The sequence below is a fragment of the Pseudomonas sp. MF6751 genome (assembly GCF_016613265.1).
Lineage (GTDB): Bacteria > Pseudomonadota > Gammaproteobacteria > Pseudomonadales > Pseudomonadaceae > Aquipseudomonas > Aquipseudomonas fluorescens_BV.
Window position 1 is genome coordinate 1 of record NZ_JAENSV010000072.1, and the last position, 15,724, is coordinate 15,724.

At 60.3% G+C, this 15,724-nt stretch carries 11 protein-coding genes; 5 read left to right on the forward strand and 6 right to left on the reverse strand.

The features are described 5' to 3' along the window. Nucleotides 1-196: 196 nt before the first annotated feature. Genes JJD66_RS27005 through JJD66_RS27015 form a run of 3 tightly spaced genes read right to left on the reverse strand, consistent with a single transcriptional unit; the run spans nucleotide 197 to nucleotide 2,279 of the window. Nucleotides 197-913, reverse strand: a complete 717-nt coding sequence (locus tag JJD66_RS27005; protein ID WP_200649439.1) for an alpha/beta hydrolase — start codon at nucleotides 911-913, stop codon at nucleotides 197-199. 10 nt (nucleotides 914-923) lie between these two features. Next, entirely contained in the window at nucleotides 924-1,679 is a 756-nt protein-coding gene (gene cobF, locus JJD66_RS27010) for a precorrin-6A synthase (deacetylating) (protein WP_054898541.1), read from the reverse strand. Between the two features lie 45 nt (nucleotides 1,680-1,724). Continuing rightward, nucleotides 1,725-2,279 carry a histidine phosphatase family protein gene (locus tag JJD66_RS27015; protein ID WP_105226559.1) on the reverse strand — a complete coding sequence of 185 codons (555 nt, stop codon included), beginning with the start codon at nucleotides 2,277-2,279 and terminating at the stop codon, nucleotides 1,725-1,727. A 216-nt stretch (nucleotides 2,280-2,495) separates the two neighbouring features. Between JJD66_RS27015 and JJD66_RS27020 the strand changes: the two genes are divergently transcribed. Next, nucleotides 2,496-7,052, forward strand: a complete 4,557-nt coding sequence (locus JJD66_RS27020) for a DUF6543 domain-containing protein (RefSeq protein WP_200649440.1) — start codon at nucleotides 2,496-2,498, stop codon at nucleotides 7,050-7,052. Between the two features lie 62 nt (nucleotides 7,053-7,114). On the opposite strand, the gene JJD66_RS27025 is transcribed toward JJD66_RS27020, so the two are convergent. Genes JJD66_RS27025 through JJD66_RS27035 form a run of 3 tightly spaced genes read right to left on the reverse strand, consistent with a single transcriptional unit; the run spans nucleotide 7,115 to nucleotide 11,179 of the window. Next, nucleotides 7,115-8,434: an MFS transporter gene (locus tag JJD66_RS27025; protein ID WP_034127304.1), complete on the reverse strand. Its 1,320-nt coding sequence runs from the start codon at nucleotides 8,432-8,434 to the stop codon at nucleotides 7,115-7,117. A gap of 33 nt (nucleotides 8,435-8,467) precedes the next feature. Further along, nucleotides 8,468-9,997, reverse strand: coding sequence for a class I adenylate-forming enzyme family protein (locus JJD66_RS27030; RefSeq protein WP_200649441.1), 1,530 nt, complete (start codon nucleotides 9,995-9,997; stop codon nucleotides 8,468-8,470). A gap of 3 nt (nucleotides 9,998-10,000) precedes the next feature. Then, nucleotides 10,001-11,179 (reverse strand): acetyl-CoA acetyltransferase, encoded by a 1,179-nt coding sequence (locus JJD66_RS27035; protein ID WP_034127302.1) that lies wholly within the window; start codon nucleotides 11,177-11,179, stop codon nucleotides 10,001-10,003. A gap of 130 nt (nucleotides 11,180-11,309) precedes the next feature. On the opposite strand from JJD66_RS27035, the gene JJD66_RS27040 reads away from it, so the two are divergent. From JJD66_RS27040 to JJD66_RS27055, 4 genes are all read left to right on the forward strand, one after another. Continuing rightward, nucleotides 11,310-11,882: a LuxR C-terminal-related transcriptional regulator gene (locus tag JJD66_RS27040; RefSeq protein ID WP_003190613.1), complete on the forward strand. Its 573-nt coding sequence runs from the start codon at nucleotides 11,310-11,312 to the stop codon at nucleotides 11,880-11,882. A 411-nt stretch (nucleotides 11,883-12,293) separates the two neighbouring features. Then, nucleotides 12,294-13,190 carry a VOC family protein gene (locus JJD66_RS27045; protein ID WP_200649442.1) on the forward strand — a complete coding sequence of 299 codons (897 nt, stop codon included), beginning with the start codon at nucleotides 12,294-12,296 and terminating at the stop codon, nucleotides 13,188-13,190. Next, nucleotides 13,187-14,578 (forward strand): alginate export family protein, encoded by a 1,392-nt coding sequence (locus JJD66_RS27050; protein ID WP_200649443.1) that lies wholly within the window; start codon nucleotides 13,187-13,189, stop codon nucleotides 14,576-14,578. Before JJD66_RS27045 ends, JJD66_RS27050 begins: the two co-directional genes overlap by 4 nt. Before the next feature lie 93 nt (nucleotides 14,579-14,671). Next, nucleotides 14,672-15,490, forward strand: coding sequence for an alpha/beta fold hydrolase (locus tag JJD66_RS27055; protein ID WP_014718098.1), 819 nt, complete (start codon nucleotides 14,672-14,674; stop codon nucleotides 15,488-15,490). The last annotated feature ends 234 nt before the right edge of the window (nucleotides 15,491-15,724 follow it).

Sequence of the window (15,724 nt, forward strand, 5' to 3'; positions counted from 1 at the left end):
TGTGTTGACTGTCAGGCCGTCTTCGCAGGCAAGCCAGCTCCCACATTGGATCGCGGGGCATCAGTTATATCTGTGTCGGCTGCCAGGCCGTCACGGGAGCAAGCTCCCTCGCCACAGATTTAGCGTCTCGTGCCGAAGTTGTGTAGATACCTATGGCCATCGCAGGCAAGCCAGCTCCCACATGTTCAAGCGCATTTCACTTCAGGCTTTTTTCTAGCCAGGCTTTCAAGTCCTGCACTTCCACTGCGCTGATGGTGTGATTCATTCCCGGGTACTCATGAAACTCCGGCTTGAGCCCCAACCCCGCCAGCAACTCGTTCGCCCGTGTGGCCGAGTTGAAGGGCAGCGCCTGATCCAAAGTGCCATGGCCGATAAAGATCGCCAGCTTGCCCATGGACGCATCAGGTTTGAGCGCAGACCTGAGCACCGGTAGCACGCTGCCACTGAGCGCAGCGATACCACGTACCAAGTCAGGTTCACGCAAGGCCACTTCATAGGACATGATCGCACCCTGGCTGAACCCCACCAGGAATACCCGATCACTTTGGGTGTGGTACTTGGCGGTAGCCTTGAGCACAAAGTCCTTGATCAGCCGGGCGCTGCTGAACAGTTCATCGGTCTCGCCGTTGTACTCAGGCTCATCGGTCTTGGTAAACCAACGATAACCTTGCGGCTCCACCGGCAGCGGCGCGCGCACCGACAGGTAGGTCCAGGTGGACGGCAACGCGTCCTTGATGCCAAACAGATCTTCCTCGTTGCTGCCAAACCCATGCAGGAAGATCACCAGCGGCTGGTTGCGCGCATCGCCCTGGGTCTGTTCCAGGTAGGACAACGGCAAGTCGGTGTGCAAGCCGGAGTCGGCATGAGCGGCGCCGGCCACCAGGGCCAAGGCGAGGGCAAGCTGTTTAAGCATCGGGTTTACCTCAGGGTTTGCGCAACAAATAGGTGTCCATGATCCAGCCGTTTTCGAGGCGCGCCGCCTTGCGTACCCGTTCGATCTCTTCTGCCACGTGCGCCACTTTACCGCTGATCAGGATCTCGTCCGGGGTGCCCAGGTAGGCGCCCCAGTAAATATCCAGGTCCTGATCCGCCACACTGCGGTAGGAATCTTCGGCGTCGAGCATGACCACCAGGGTATCGGCATCACTCGCCTGCCCCGCCGCCAACCGGCGCCCAGTGGTGATTTCGATGGACTTGCCAATACGGTTGAGCGCCACCTTATGCTGCGCCGCCAGGGCTTGCACGCTGGTGATGCCGGGGATCACTTCAAACTCGAAGACACAGCGACCACTGGCAAGAATCGCCTGCAAGATGCGGATGGTGCTGTCGTACAGCGCCGGGTCGCCCCAGGCCAGGAACGCACCCACCTCACCGTCAGCCATTTCTTCGTTGATCATGCGTTCGAAGGTCTGCTGCTTATCGCGGTTGAGGTCTTGCACAGCGGTGGTGTAGTCGATTTCACCGCGCACACGCTCCGGGCAGTCGGCCTCGACAAAACGGTAGCCGGGCTCGGTGATGTAGGTGTCGCAGATTTCCCGGCGCAGGTCGATCAGCTTGTCCTTGCTCTGGCCCTTGTCCATCAGGAAGAACACGTCGGTACGGTTCAGCGCCTTCACGGCCTGCATCGTGATGTAGTCGGGGTTGCCGGCGCCAATGCCGATGATCAGGATGCGTTTCATGGGTTGCTCTCAGTGCGGGGCGTGGATTTTGCCATGATCAACGCATCAGGCGTGAGTTTCCAGGCGCAGGCGCCAGACCGCGTTGAAACGCAGCTCGGTACGCGACAGCGGTTCGACATCGATCAGGTAGAACATCGATACTGGAAATTGCATGACGTACAGCATTGCAGCGCGGATGACCAAGGGATGTGTAACGGCCACCACATGGCCGGGTTGGCACTCCAGTGACCTCATCCATTCGCCCACGCGCGCGCAAATGTGGTCCACCGACTCGCCGCCATGGGGGGCACTGGCGCTGTCGGTGAGCCAAGTCATCAATTCATCACGATCAAGCTGGGCAGTGTCCTGCCCCTTCCAATGGCCAAAATCGCCATCGCGTAACGCGGGCTCAACCACGGCGTGGTCACCGAACAACGTCGCCGTCTGGCGAGTCCGCGCTTCGGGCCCGCATATCAGGCGCACACTTTTGCGGAACCGATCCGCCAGTGACAGCCGCGCATTCTGCCAATCCATCAGCAACGATTCGTCATCGGGAAACCGCCCCTGCTTTTGCAAGGGTGTCACGGCATGACATACGAGTGTCAATCGGGTTGCTTGCATAGGCACCTCACTCTGTTCAGGGACGCGGCGCAGGGAAAACGGCGCCGTATTTCAACCTGTCACAACGAACAGGCAAAGGACTGTGACACATGACGGCTCCCCGCATCAGCGGCTGTAACCCTTCGTATTAAGTGGATACGGAACACCTTCGTACAGAAAAGCCACGAAAATTCGCCACAGAAGGCGAGCTTTTCATAACGATAGACGGAGACTTCCATGACGATCCCGGCAGCCACGAACCATGTTCCACCCTCATCTTCGCAACAAACGCCAACAGGCACCTTTGCGTGGCCGGTCAACCCGGATGAAAGGCTGAAGTATGACATTGCTCAGCAGCCGGAAAATCCTGGTCGATCCGAGCCCGTTTCAAGACGCGCCCCAAGTTCGCCTCAATTTCTGCTCACTCAAGGACAAGTCAGCACGTTGGTGGAAAAGAGTGATGCCGAGCTGGCACAGCAGCTCAGCGCGGCATTGATGGGCCAGGTCGCTGAGGAGCTCACAACCAACAGGCAGTCACTCACCGCCCCGACCCTCACCCAGGTTCCGCCTTTTTCCAGCTTCGGCCAAGCGTGGGCACGTTTTAACCAGGCGCTCAGGGCAGAGCCGTTTGCAACCTTTGCCAAAGCCCATCACATCGACCTGTCCAACTTCAGTTGGAACCCTCAAGAGGGAACCATGACGTGCATGATCAATGGCTCCCCCAACAGCTTCACGGAGTTCACCCCTGGCTGGTCACAGGCATCGGCGGACGTCGCCGCAGCGGCCAGAGAGCTGGGCGCCCCGTCGACAACCTGGTTCCGCTACACCGGCGAAAGCACGCCTCCCAGTTACCTGGTGGGAGACTTCTACGCTATCGCTAGAACCGAGCTTACGCGTAATCCGCGGGCCGTGATCGCGGCACTCCAGGACGCCGATACATTCCCCTCTCTGTTCATCCCCAACGGCCCTCTGCCATTGGACATCTCGCAACAGACCTTGCGTGCCAGGCAAGCACAACGCAGCGTGAAGGAGACGATCACCGAAGCCACCTTTGAACGCAGCGGCACACTTGCCGACTCCAGTCGCACACCGACGCCCGCCGAACGCGTCGAGGCGGCTGATCGGGAAGTGGCACGGGAGTGTGCCAGAATCCTTACGAGGATCGGCTATCAAAGGCGCATTGATGATCAGTCGCTAACCTTTCTCCCCTTCTTGAATGTGCCTGACGACTCAACCTACGCACACACACGCCAGGAGTTCGGCAAATGCTTCTCCAGCCCCGCTTTCCTGGCGTTTGCGAAAGAACATAATCTCGAGGTTTCATCCTTGTTTATCCACTTGCCGACAGGCCAGTTGGAAGGCTACGTACGAAACCCTGACGGCAGCCGTAAATCGATTGTTTTGCGCACGTCGACTTGCCCCCAATGGGCGGCCCTCGAACCCGACATTTCAAGCGCGGCCCGCAAATATGGGAGAAGCGGCTCGGTCTACGAGGGGCCCGTTCGTACCCAGCAAGCGCTGGATCTCTCTATGATGCTGGACTTTTACGGCGTGACTCGGGAAACCGGCTCAGAGCAGAAGTGGCTCGAACAAGTCGCAGGGCTCATCCGCGATGGCTTCCCCTCCTTGAAAAAAAACAACCCTTCTGCTGACACCTCGCGTGGGATTCGCGAACTGCAGCAGGCAGCCCTACAAACACTTGCAGGCATCACAACCCCTCCAACACCTACTGTCGTTCAAGCGCCTGCGCCGGTAACCACCGCCAAGCCGCCCGTCGCCAGCCCTGTGAGCGACATCGCCCACCGTCTGTTTAACGCAGAGCCCGGGTTGCAGTCGGTCGTATCGGGATTACTCAAGGACGCCATCGATGCGTCATTGAACCTCGATGTGGAGCAGTTGGCGTTCGCCGTTCCCGATCCGGACAATCCAGGTGAGTACATTGAAACACCGCTGATGGAAATGATCATCAGCCATGTCGCTGGAGGCGCCGCGCCGGTTTTCGACAGCGCTGGCAAATTCGTCGATACGCGCGAGGACGTGCTCGCCCGTACCGGCAAACCTGCGGGTACTGCACTTCCTATCGATAGGTCAGCGCTACAGAAGGCTATGAGCGAGTTGCCCGGCAAGCTGAACGAAACGCTTCGAGCGGCAAAGATCACGTATTGGAATGAGCCGCCGTTCAATGAGCCGGCCCCTGGGCTGAGTGCCGACACAGCGCTCGCTGTCACCCCGATTTACGCGGGTAGTCGCCGGTCAATGCTCGGCCAACTGCTGCACAGCAACCTGCGCCTGGCCAGTTTAAAATCCCCAGGTCTCAATGACATACAGCGCGAAACACTGGATACGGTAGCAAGGTTTCCCCACGGGCACCTCAACCCCACAGACAACTCCAAGACAACCATTCACTTCATGGTCCGCACTGACCCGGCCAACCCAGACAGCCCGAACGTTCAAACCCCTAACCTGTTCATCGAACGCAAGGCTGGGGACCGCACCCTCGCTGTGCTGATGTGCGAACCCAGCGGAAAGGTTACCCCTTATGCTTCCCTGGATGCAGCCCAGCAGGCCTGGGAACAGCAAAACCCCGAGGCGCAACCACCGACCCGCACCGACAAGCCCAGCCTGAAAGCCTTCGACGCTGATGCGTTCTACCTGCAAGCGAACGTCATGATTAACAACGGGGACGCCAACGCCGACACTGATCCCGCGCTGATCGTGGCGCGACCATCCCAAGAGTCCGGGCTCAAGCGTCCCGAATGGTCAAAAACCGCCTCCGATGCCGATCGCTTTATTTACCATGACCTGCTTCTGGAGATGGCGGGCTTCGAGCGCCGGCACAAGGGCAAGAGCTTTGGCAGTGATATTCCGGACATTAGCACTTATATCCAGGATCAGATCAAAGCCCTCGACCCTCCACCCTTTCACTATGACATCAAGGATCTGGAAGTCATCTTTCACACGCCCTATGGCGCCCCGGCCAGCGGATTCGGATCAACCCAAACCACCACCCTGTCTTTCATCGAAACCTTCGTACGCAACCTTTCAGGATTACCACAAGGTCGGGTGGAGGTGCGTCACAAACCGACGGGCATTCATCTAGCCAAGCTCGGAAAAGAGGGCGAACTGGGTAAGCTGATTCAGCAAATCGATGCCGGCAAGAACTACCCCGAATTAGTCAGGCGCGAGCTGCTCGACGATCCTGAAAAAAAAGCCAGGCGCCAAGCGCTGTTCGCCGAGCAAGTCCCGATTGAACTGAAAATGAGGGCCCTGGAACTGACGGCCAAAGGCGAGGCTGGCTTCGATAACGCCATGGGTTTTCGTTACCTCCAGGCAATACTGGATCCAACGCCAGGGAAGAAGTTCGTCAATGGCAACGAAATCACCGTGCGCCCGTTGGCGCTCATGCGCCTGCCCGGCGCGGTGCCCGATGTGGTCGAAAACATGTTCCTGATCGAACCCAAGGACATCACAGTCGGCCCGCACATTCTTTATCGCCCGTTGAATTCCAGCGCCCCCCTGCTGCAGTTTCCTTCGCGCCAGGCGCTAATGGAGTCTGTCCAGACACAGAAGGAACTACAAAAAGACATTCTTGCCTGGCTGCCTGATGAGACAACCCGCGCCGTCTACAGGCACGATGGCTTTCGCGAACCGCATATGCCGACATATACGCCCGTGTTCACGCCTGCGCCGCCCACACTGGCGACTCATGACCTGTCGTCCGAGCTGCAAACCGGGCAACTGATGGGCTACTTGTATGAAGCCAATTCAAGGGCGCTGACATCGCTGGCCGAACACCAGGCCGTATCCAACGGGGAAAGTCGCTGGGAAAGGATTAAAGAAGGGGCAGGCCTATTACTCAATACGGCATTTCTGTTCATGCCAGAGAGTGCCTTTTTAATCGGTATGCCGTTTCAGGCAGACAGCATCATAAGTGATATCAAGACGCTTACCGGGAGCAGGGAAGGAAACAAAGAAGCAGCCGCAACAGATTTATTCATCAACATAGCGATGTTAATGCTTCACCTCGCAAGAGCACACCCCACTCAAACCTCCTCACGTACTGGAGTCGCGGCCATTCATACGGTAGCGCAGGAAACACGCGTAGGTGATTTACCGGCGGCGCCTTCGCCTGAGTCAGCATTACGTGAAGTGATTCGGTTGGGCGGTCCATGGAGGGGTTTCAAGGCCATCGATGGCGACATACAAACCTTCGAGGATATTTACAAAGGCGCCCCACGACTCAATATATTCGGACATGGGACTGAACCGGCCACCGGAGAGCCCGCGAAAGTCGTAGGCGCAAACGGCAAGTTCTATTCGGCGCAAGACATCGTCAATAAACTTCGTGCGGAAAAAATTGACTTCAGCAAATATAAAAACATTGTGCTTCGCGTCTGCTATTCCGGCGCAAACGGCCCGAACTCGCTGGGTGATGAAATCTCCAACCTGACCAACATACCCACCAAGTCATTCGCAGGTCCTGTGCACATGGATTATTTTTTGGGCAAAGACCCAACGGGCCTGTTCAAAACGTACTATCGGGAATTCAAAGCGAAATACCCCACGCTTTCTCCACGCGACATAAAGTTGCTCGCTGACTCGAAAGTGAAGTTGGATTTTGCCAAGAACAACCACCTTAATACGGTGGAAAAGACATCAGGAACGCTGCTGCGATTCAATATTGGCACCCAGAAAGAGCCTGAGATGGTTCAAGAACTTGTCGATTACCGGCCACATTACTCCTACCCTGCCCTGGACGCGGCCCACGTGTTGCCAGCCAATTCAGCCCGATAGCCTGTTGCGGCAGGTTTGCCAACACAACCCTGCCGTTTGATTACCAATATGCAAACACGGCGTCAGGCCAGCGCCGTTTTCGCAGACGCCACCCTAGGCGTGGCACCGACCACGAAGTCCTCCTTGCGCAACAACACCAGCGCTACCAACGACACCACCCCGGTCGCTACATAGAAATACCACGGCGAAGTAATGTCGCCTGTCACCTTGATCAACCAGGTGGAAATCAACGGCGCACTGCCGCCAAACACCGCGACGGGCACGTTATACGCCACGGCAATCCCAGTGGAGCGAATCCGCGTCGGCAACAGCTCACTCATCAACGCATAGGTTGACGACGCGTACAGCCCGAACAGAATCGCCACCGCCATCAACGGCGCGAAGAAGGTCGCCGGGGTGGCGGTCGGGGCGGATTTGAACAGCCAGAACATCGCCAGGGTCGCCAGCGTGCCGATCACCATCAGGAACGGCTTGCGCCCGTATTTATCGGTAAAGGCCCCGCCAAACGGCATCACGAAAGCCGCCGAGAAGCTGGCGACGAACACGTAGAGCAAGGTGGTGCCGCTGTCGAACTTGAGGATCTTGGCCATGTAGGTCGAGGCGAAGGTCAGCACCAGGTAAAAGATCGAGCTGTGCAAGGTGATGATAAAGAACACCAGGGCAATCGCCCGCTTCCACTGCCAGACCTCGCGCAGCGGCGCCCGCGAAGTTTGCCCGGCGCGTTGCAGGGCCAGGAACTCAGGGCTGTCTTCGAGCTTGAGGCGGATGTACATGGAAATAAAGCCCAGGGGTGCGGCGATCAGGAACGGTACGCGCCAGGCCCATTCCTGCATGACCTCGGCGCCCAGCACCCAGGTCATGCCATTGGCCACGGCGCCACCGAGCAGCAGGCCGAGCACGGCGGTGACCATCAGCCAGCAGGTGGCAAAGCCACGGCGACCGGGGCCGGCGTATTCAGAGATGAAGCTGGTGACGGTACCGATTTCGCCGCCCGCCGAGAAGCCCTGCACGCAGCGCACCAGGATCAGCAGGATCGGTGCGGCGATGCCCAGGCTGGCGTAGGTCGGCAACAGGCCCAGCATCACCGTGGAACCGGTCATCATCACCAGCGCCATGATCAGGGTTTTGCGCCGGCCGATCTTGTCTGCCAGCGGGCCGAAGAACAGCCCACCCAAAGGGCGGATAAAAAAGCTCAGCGCAAACGCGGCAAAGCTGGCCAACAAGCTGGTGGTGGGGTCATCGGAGACGAAGAACGCCTGGCCGATATAGACCGCGAGAAAGCCATACACGCCGTAGTCGTACCACTCGATCAAGTGGCCGGAGGTGGCGCCCAGAAACGCACGGCGGCGCTTGCGGACGGTGTCTTGTGCGGGATTGCCCATCGTGGGGACTCCTTGTCTGATTATCGATCCATGTTAAAGCGCGGCGATACTCGCGGTTTGCAGCCAATGTCGCAAGTCGGTCTTGAGAATCTTGCCGTAGCTATTCTTCGGCAAGTCGCTGCGCCACACATATTTTTTCGGCTTTTTGAACGAGGCCATGCGCGCCAGGAACCACGCCGTCAGCTCGCCTTCGTCCAGCGGCTGGCCACTGCGGGTCACCACGAAGGCCACCACCGACTCACCCCATTGCGCGTCGGGCTCGCCCACCACGCACACTTCGAACACCTCGGGATGCTGGGCCAGCACTTCCTCGACTTCACGGGGGTACACGTTGCTGCCGCCACTGATGATCACGTCCTTGGAGCGATCCGTCAGGGTCAGGTAGCCGGCCGGGTCGAGGTAGCCGATGTCGCCGGTCAGCAGCCAACCGTCCACCAGCGTCTGGCACGTGGCCTGCGGGTTGCGCCAGTAGCCTTGCATCACCGTGGCGCCACGCACCGCGATTTCACCGCGTAGGCCGGTGGGCAGTGGCTGGTGCTCGGCATCGAGAATGCGGATCTCGACACAGGCTTGCGCGTGGCCCACCGAGGCGGCCAGGGTGGCCCAGTCGGGACGCTGTCGCTCGGCGATCAAGGCGCGGGGCAAGACGCTGATGGTCATCGGGCTCTCGCCCTGGCCGTAGATCTGCACCAGGCGCGGGCCGAAGGTGTCGACTGCTTCGCGCAGGTCGGCGAGGTACATGGGGCCGCCGCCGTAGACGATGGTCTTGATGCCGGCGCCGTGATAATCCTGGCGCCGGGCCTGTTCGACCATGCGCTTGACCATGGTCGGCGCAGCAAACAGCGACACCTGGCCCATGTGCTCGGCCAGCCCGAACAGCTCGGCGGCATCGAAGCCATGGGAGGCCGGCACCACATGGCGGGCGCCGCAGCGCACATGGATGAAGTTGTACAGGCCGGCGCCGTGAGACATAGGCGCGGCATACAGCGCCGCATCGTCGGCGCTCACTTGATCGACATCCGTGGCGTAGCACAGCGACATGGCGATCAGGTTACCGTGGGACAGCATCACGCCCTTGGAACGCCCGGTGGTGCCAGAAGTGTAGAACAGCCAGGCGAGGTCGTGATCCTGGCGGGGCACCGGCTGTTCCAGGCTGGGCCAACCATGGCTGGGCGGCAGCGGGTGGCCGTCCAATTCCGTGCAATGCGCGGGCAAATCCCGCGATGAAAACACCTGGCCGCCGTCGGTAAAGATCAACCGCACCTCGGCATTATCGGCAATCCACGCCGCTTCGCTGGGGTGCAGCTTGGCGTTGATCGGCACCGCCACCCCGCCCATCCACCAGATGGCGTAGAGCAGTTCCAGGTAGTCGCAGCTGTTTTTCATCAGCAGCGCCACCGCGTCTCCCGGCACCAGGCCATGCTGCTCCACCAGATGCGCAGCGCGTTGCCGTACGTGGGCGGCGAAGGTGGCGTAGTCGGCCACTTGCACGCTGCCGTCGAACAATGCCGGGCGTTGCGGGGCCCGACGCTGGGTGTCGTGCAGCCAGTTGGCAATGTTCATGACTCAGCTCCGGCGTGCCTGCAGGACCGAGGCGTAGTTGGCCACCGCCATACCGCCCATGTTGAACACCAGGCCGAACTCCGGGTTGGGCACCGCCAGGCCAATCGGCTCGCCGGTCAATTGCCGGAACGCCAAGGCATGCATGGACACCCCCGTGGCGCCGACGGGATGCCCCTTGGCCTTGAGCCCGCCGGAAAGGTTCACCGGCAAGCGCCCGCCGGCGCGCACCACGCCGCTGTCGAGCACGCGATGGCCTTCGCCCTTGGGCGCCAGGCCCATGGCTTCATAGATCAGCAACTCGGCAATGGTGAAGCAGTCGTGCACTTCGGCGAAGCTCAGGTCAGCCAGGGTCACATTCGCCCCGCGCAGCGCTGCATGGATCGCGCGTTGCGGGCCCTCAAAGGCCAGAATGTCGCGCTGGGCGATGGGCAAGGTGTCGTTGACCTGGGTCATCGCCCGGATTTGCACCTCGCGACGGAACGCCCGCGCACGTTTGGGCGAGGCGAGGATGATCGCGGCGGCGCCATCGCTGATCAGCGAGCAATCGGTCAGGCGCAAGGAGTCAGCCACGAACGGGTTGCTTTGGGACACGTTGTTGCAGTGTTCGAAATTCATCTCCCGATGCATCTGCGCCAGCGGGTTGGCCATGGCATTGGAGTGGTTTTTGGTAGCGATGGCCGCCATCGAGCCCAGCGGGCAGTGATAACGCTCGGCGTATTGGCGGGCGGCGCGGCCGAACAACTGGGGGAAACTCAGGCCGGCTTCGGCCGGGTCGTTCTGGTAGCCGGCCCCGGCCAAGGCTTGGGTGACCGCGGCGGTGCTGGTGTGGGTCATCTTCTCGGCGCCCACCACCAGCACCAGCTCAGCACTGCCGGAGAGGATCGCATTGACCCCCGCCTGGATCGCCGCCGAGCCGGACGCACAGGCGTTTTCACAGCGGGTAGCCGGTTTGAAGCGCAGCCCGGGGTCGGCTTGCAATAGCAATGAGGCGGCAAACCCGTCGGGCACCAGCCCCGAGTTGAAATGGCCGAGGAACAACGCATCGATTTGCGACGCGTCAATCTCGGCGTCGCTCAGGGCTTGCCGGGTCACCTGGACGATCAGGTCTTCCAGCGTCGTGCCTTCCAGGCGACCAAAGCGGGAGTGACCAGCGGCAACAATAGAGACGCAATCAGCAGGCATAATCAATTTCTTCTGTTCTTGATTCGGACTTTACTTACAATGACCCACCCCTGATCGTGCGCCAATTCGTGTAACTACTTACACGGGTAAGTAGCGCCCCAGGGCATTGAACAACGAGGCAGGATGCCCCATGACCGCGCTAGCCCAGCAATTTCCCGACCTCGAACGCCTGGCGTTCAAGCTGTCCCCTGCCCCGCAGATCGTCACCAGCGACCGCGTGATTCTCGACTGCAACGACGCTTTCCTGAAGCTGTTCGGCTATACGCGCGACGCACTGGTCAACCAGCTGACCCTGCTGATCTACCCGTCCCAGGCCGACTACCACGCCATCGGCAAGCGCAGCCATGACTGGCTGCTCGACAGCGACAACGGCTTTTATTCCGATGAACGCTTCATGCAGCACCACAACGGCGAAGTGTTCTGGGCCAAGTCCCACGGCTACACCCTCACCCCCAAAGACCCATTCAAACTGATGATCTGGCACTTCGAACGCCTGGACCGCATGCACCAGGGCACCGGCGACCTCACGCCCCGGGAGCGGGAAATCGCCATGCACATCGTCAACGGGTTCAAATCCAAAGAAATTGCCCTGCGCCTGGCGATCTCCCACCGCACCGTTGAGGTGCACCGGGCGCGGTTGATGAAGAAGCTTCAGGCCAAGACGGTGGTGGAGTTGGTGTCGAAGATCATTATGGTGGCCTGACAGATAAAGGCTGTTTAACCGATGCCCCGCGATCCAAATGTGTGGGCAGCCACAATGCCGCACAGTTAAACGAACGCAATGCCCAAAGCAACGAAGATCAAATGTGGGAGCTGGCTTGCCTGCGAAAGCGGTCGTGCAGTGATAGATGCAGTGACTGTCAGGCCGCCTTCGCAGGCAAGCCAGCTCCCACAGTTTGATCGTGGGGTGTCAGCTAGAGAAGAGTCGGCTGGCAGGCCGTCATTTCAGGCAAGCCAGCTTCCACATTTGGATTGAGGGGCGTCAGGTAGACAAGCGTCGGCTGTCTGGACCGCGTAGCTGAAACGTTCAACCGAGCACGTCCATACAATTCCCCACCGCCCTGCCCCCCTAACCTCACGGCTTTCGAACCCTCAGAAGCGCTGGAGAACGGGCATGGGTAACACAGCAACCAAGGTATCGCTGGCATTGACGCTGCTGGCAAGTGCGATGATGAGCAACGCGTTTGCCGCCACCCCGAACGTGGCCGTGGCGCCGCAGTACGACACCAGCCATGTGTATGTGGCACCGGCCGATGTGGACCGTTTTGCCCAGAGTTTCCTCGCCACCTTCGGCGGCAAAAGCACGCCCCAGGTCGTGGTCAACGTGCTGCCGGTGCCGAGCAGCACCACCTCGCAATTGCTCCAGACCCCGGCGGGAACCGTGTCGTTGTTCAGCTTTACCACCCCCGTGCCTCACCCGTTCGGCCAGGAACGCAACGGCTATCTGGTCAAGGACATGGACATCGCCCTCAAGGCCGCGCGGGACAATGGCGCCGATGTGATCGTCAGCGATTTCCCCGACCCCATCGGCCGTGATGCCGTGGTGCAATGGCCGGGCGGTGTGAACATGCAGCTCTACTGGCACACCAAGACCCCGGATTACACCGCCTTCGAAACCGTGCCGGAAAACCGTGTGTATGTTTCCAACGACAGCGCCGAGCGGTTTATCAAGGCGTTCCTGGGTTTCTCCCACGGCAAGGTAGTGAGCGACGACAAGCACGCCCCAGGGGTTGATGTCGGCCAAGCCGGCGGCCACTACCGCCGCGTCGAGATCGAATCGCCGTTCGGGCGCATGGCGGTGCTGGTCACCAACGGCCAACTGCCCTACCCGTTCGGCCACGACACCACCGGTTATCAGGTCAACGACCTCGCCGCTACCCTGGGCAAGGCCAGCGGGTCTGGCGCCAGAGTGCTGGTGCCGGCATTCGACAGCAAAGGTCGGCGCAGTGCGTTGGTGGAGTTCCCGGGCGGTTATGTCGCAGAAATCCACCAACTCAGCGCGGCAAAATGATTCGTCACGCAGGCTGGAGCCTGGCTGTGCTGTGGCCGTTGCTTGCTGGCAGCGTGCAGGCCGACGACCAACCGGTACGCCCGGCGATCAAGGCCAACCGCTGGCAGGAAGACTGGTCTGTGCTCAAGGACCCGGTATTGCGCACGCAACCGCTGGACAACCTCAAGTACATCCCACTGTCCGCCGCCAACCCGTTCTCCTACTTGTCGTTGGGCGCCACCTTGCGTGAACGCTTCGAGATGAACGACGCCAGCGGGTTCGGCGTGCGGGATGTACCGCGTGACCGCTACCTGATCCAGCGCTTTCAGGTGCACGCCGACTTGCACCTGAACGAGCACTGGCGGCTGTTCACCCAGTTGGAAGATGTGCGGGCCTATGACAAGACCACCATTGGCGGTGCCGACCAGAACCGCGTCGACCTGCGCCTGGCCTTTGCCGAATACGTGAAGACCTTCAGCGCTGGCACCTTCAAGGCACGGGCTGGCCGCCAGGATTTCGCCTTCGACTTGCAGCGTTTCATCTCGTCACGGGACGGCCCGAATGTGCGGCAGTCCTTCGATGCGTTGTGGGCGGACTGGGAAACGCCGCAATGGCGCTTTATCGGGATTGCCAGCCAACCGGTGCAGTACCAGGATGGCCGGCATTTCGACGACAAGTCCAACAGCGACGCGCGCTTCCACATGCTACGGGTCGAGCGGCTGGTGGGCGGAACCAATGAGTTGTCGGCCTATTACGGCGTGTACGAGCGCAGCGCCGCTCATTACCTGGACGCCGACGGCGAAGAGACGCGCCAGTTGCTGGACGCCCGCCTCGGTGGCGCAGCCCAGGGGTTCGACTGGGACGTCGAAGCCATGCTGCAACGCGGCTCGGTGGGCAGCAAGACGATTCGCGCCTGGGCCGGTGGCAGCCGCACCGGCTACACCTTTGACACGCTGGCCTGGAAGCCGCGTATCGGCCTGCAACTGGATATCGCTTCCGGTGACCGCCAGGCCGGTGACGGCCGGGTCGGCACCTTCAACCCGCTGTTCCCCAATGGCTATTACTTTTCCCTGGCGGGCTATACGGGCTACAGCAACCTGATCCACGTCAAGCCGTCGATTACCGTCAAGCCCCTCGCCAAGCTCGGCGTGCAAACCGCTGTCGGCCTACTGTGGCGGCAGACCACCGCAGACGCCGTCTACACCCAGCCCAACCTGGCCGTGGCTGGCACGGCGGGCCAAGGTGAGCGCTGGACCGGCGCCTACGCTCAACTGCGCACCGACTACGCCTTTACGCCCAACCTCAGCGGTGCGGTCGAGGCGGTGCACTACACGGTCGGCCAGACCCTGCGTGATGCTGGTGGGCACGACAGCAATTACCTGGGCATGGAGCTCAAGTTCAGTTGGTGAGACAAGCACATCCATACAAGCCTGGACACAGGTTTACGGCAATAGTGAGGTGGTTTCTACGCCGCCCTTTTTCAGCCCTGCAAGGAGTTTCAGATGAGCACATTCGTTGCCAAAGACGGTACCCAGATCTACTTCAAGGACTGGGGCAGCGGTAAGCCCGTGCTGTTCAGCCACGGCTGGCCGCTGGATGCGGACATGTGGGAATACCAGATGGAATACCTGAGCAGCCGTGGCTTTCGCACCATTGCCTTTGACCGTCGTGGTTTTGGCCGCTCGGACCAGCCCTGGACCGGTAACGACTACGACACCTTCGCTGACGATATCGCCCAGTTGATCGAACACCTGGACCTGCAGGACGTGACCCTGGTGGGCTTCTCCATGGGTGGCGGTGACGTGGCGCGCTACATCGCCCGCCACGGCAGTGCCCGTGTCGCCGGCCTGGTGTTGTTGGGCGCGGTCACGCCGATCTTCGGCCAGCAAGCCGACTACCCCCAAGGCGTGCCTGGCGAGGTGTTCGATGGCATCAAGGCCGGCCTGTTGAAGGATCGTGCGCAGTTCATCAGCGACTTCAATACGCCGTTCTTCGGTCTCAATAAAGGCCAGCACGTTTCGGAGGGTGTGCTCAGCCAGACCCTGCAGATCGCCATGCTCGCGTCGCTCAAATCCACCGTGGATTGCGTCACCGCGTTTTCGCAAACCGACTTCCGCCCGGACATGGCCAAAATCGACGTGCCGACCCTGGTGATTCATGGCGACGGCGACCAGATCGTGCCGTTCGACACCACCGGCAAAGTCGCGGCGCAGATGATCGAGGGCGCACAACTGAAGGTGTACAAGGATGCGCCGCACGGGTTTGCCGTGACCCACGCTCAACAGCTCAATGAAGACCTGCTTGGGTTCCTGAACCGCTGAACCACTTGAAACATCCTCTCCTTGTTTGGCCGGGAAAGCCCTGAGGGTGAGGGGTTGCTGGAGACCTTGGTATTCACGGCGGGTACGCAAACGCAAAAATAGTAAGCATCGGCGGCCGCGAAAACTGAGTGCAACACCTGACCTTTCCGGTACGGTGCTGCCCCTATGTCCTATTCCGAACTCAGCGTCGAAGAGCGCGCCATCATTCAACTCAGTCAAGCTCAAGGCTTCAGC

Coding starts and splice junctions, on each gene's coding strand:
- JJD66_RS27005 (WP_200649439.1), bottom strand. CDS start 913: ATGCTTAAACAGCTTGCCCTCGCCTTGGCCCTGGTGGCCGGCGCCGCT.
- cobF (WP_054898541.1), bottom strand. CDS start 1,679: ATGAAACGCATCCTGATCATCGGCATTGGCGCCGGCAACCCCGACTAC.
- JJD66_RS27015 (WP_105226559.1), bottom strand. CDS start 2,279: ATGCAAGCAACCCGATTGACACTCGTATGTCATGCCGTGACACCCTTG.
- JJD66_RS27020 (WP_200649440.1), top strand. CDS start 2,496: ATGACGATCCCGGCAGCCACGAACCATGTTCCACCCTCATCTTCGCAA.
- JJD66_RS27025 (WP_034127304.1), bottom strand. CDS start 8,434: ATGGGCAATCCCGCACAAGACACCGTCCGCAAGCGCCGCCGTGCGTTT.
- JJD66_RS27030 (WP_200649441.1), bottom strand. CDS start 9,997: ATGAACATTGCCAACTGGCTGCACGACACCCAGCGTCGGGCCCCGCAA.
- JJD66_RS27035 (WP_034127302.1), bottom strand. CDS start 11,179: ATGCCTGCTGATTGCGTCTCTATTGTTGCCGCTGGTCACTCCCGCTTT.
- JJD66_RS27040 (WP_003190613.1), top strand. CDS start 11,310: ATGACCGCGCTAGCCCAGCAATTTCCCGACCTCGAACGCCTGGCGTTC.
- JJD66_RS27045 (WP_200649442.1), top strand. CDS start 12,294: ATGGGTAACACAGCAACCAAGGTATCGCTGGCATTGACGCTGCTGGCA.
- JJD66_RS27050 (WP_200649443.1), top strand. CDS start 13,187: ATGATTCGTCACGCAGGCTGGAGCCTGGCTGTGCTGTGGCCGTTGCTT.
- JJD66_RS27055 (WP_014718098.1), top strand. CDS start 14,672: ATGAGCACATTCGTTGCCAAAGACGGTACCCAGATCTACTTCAAGGAC.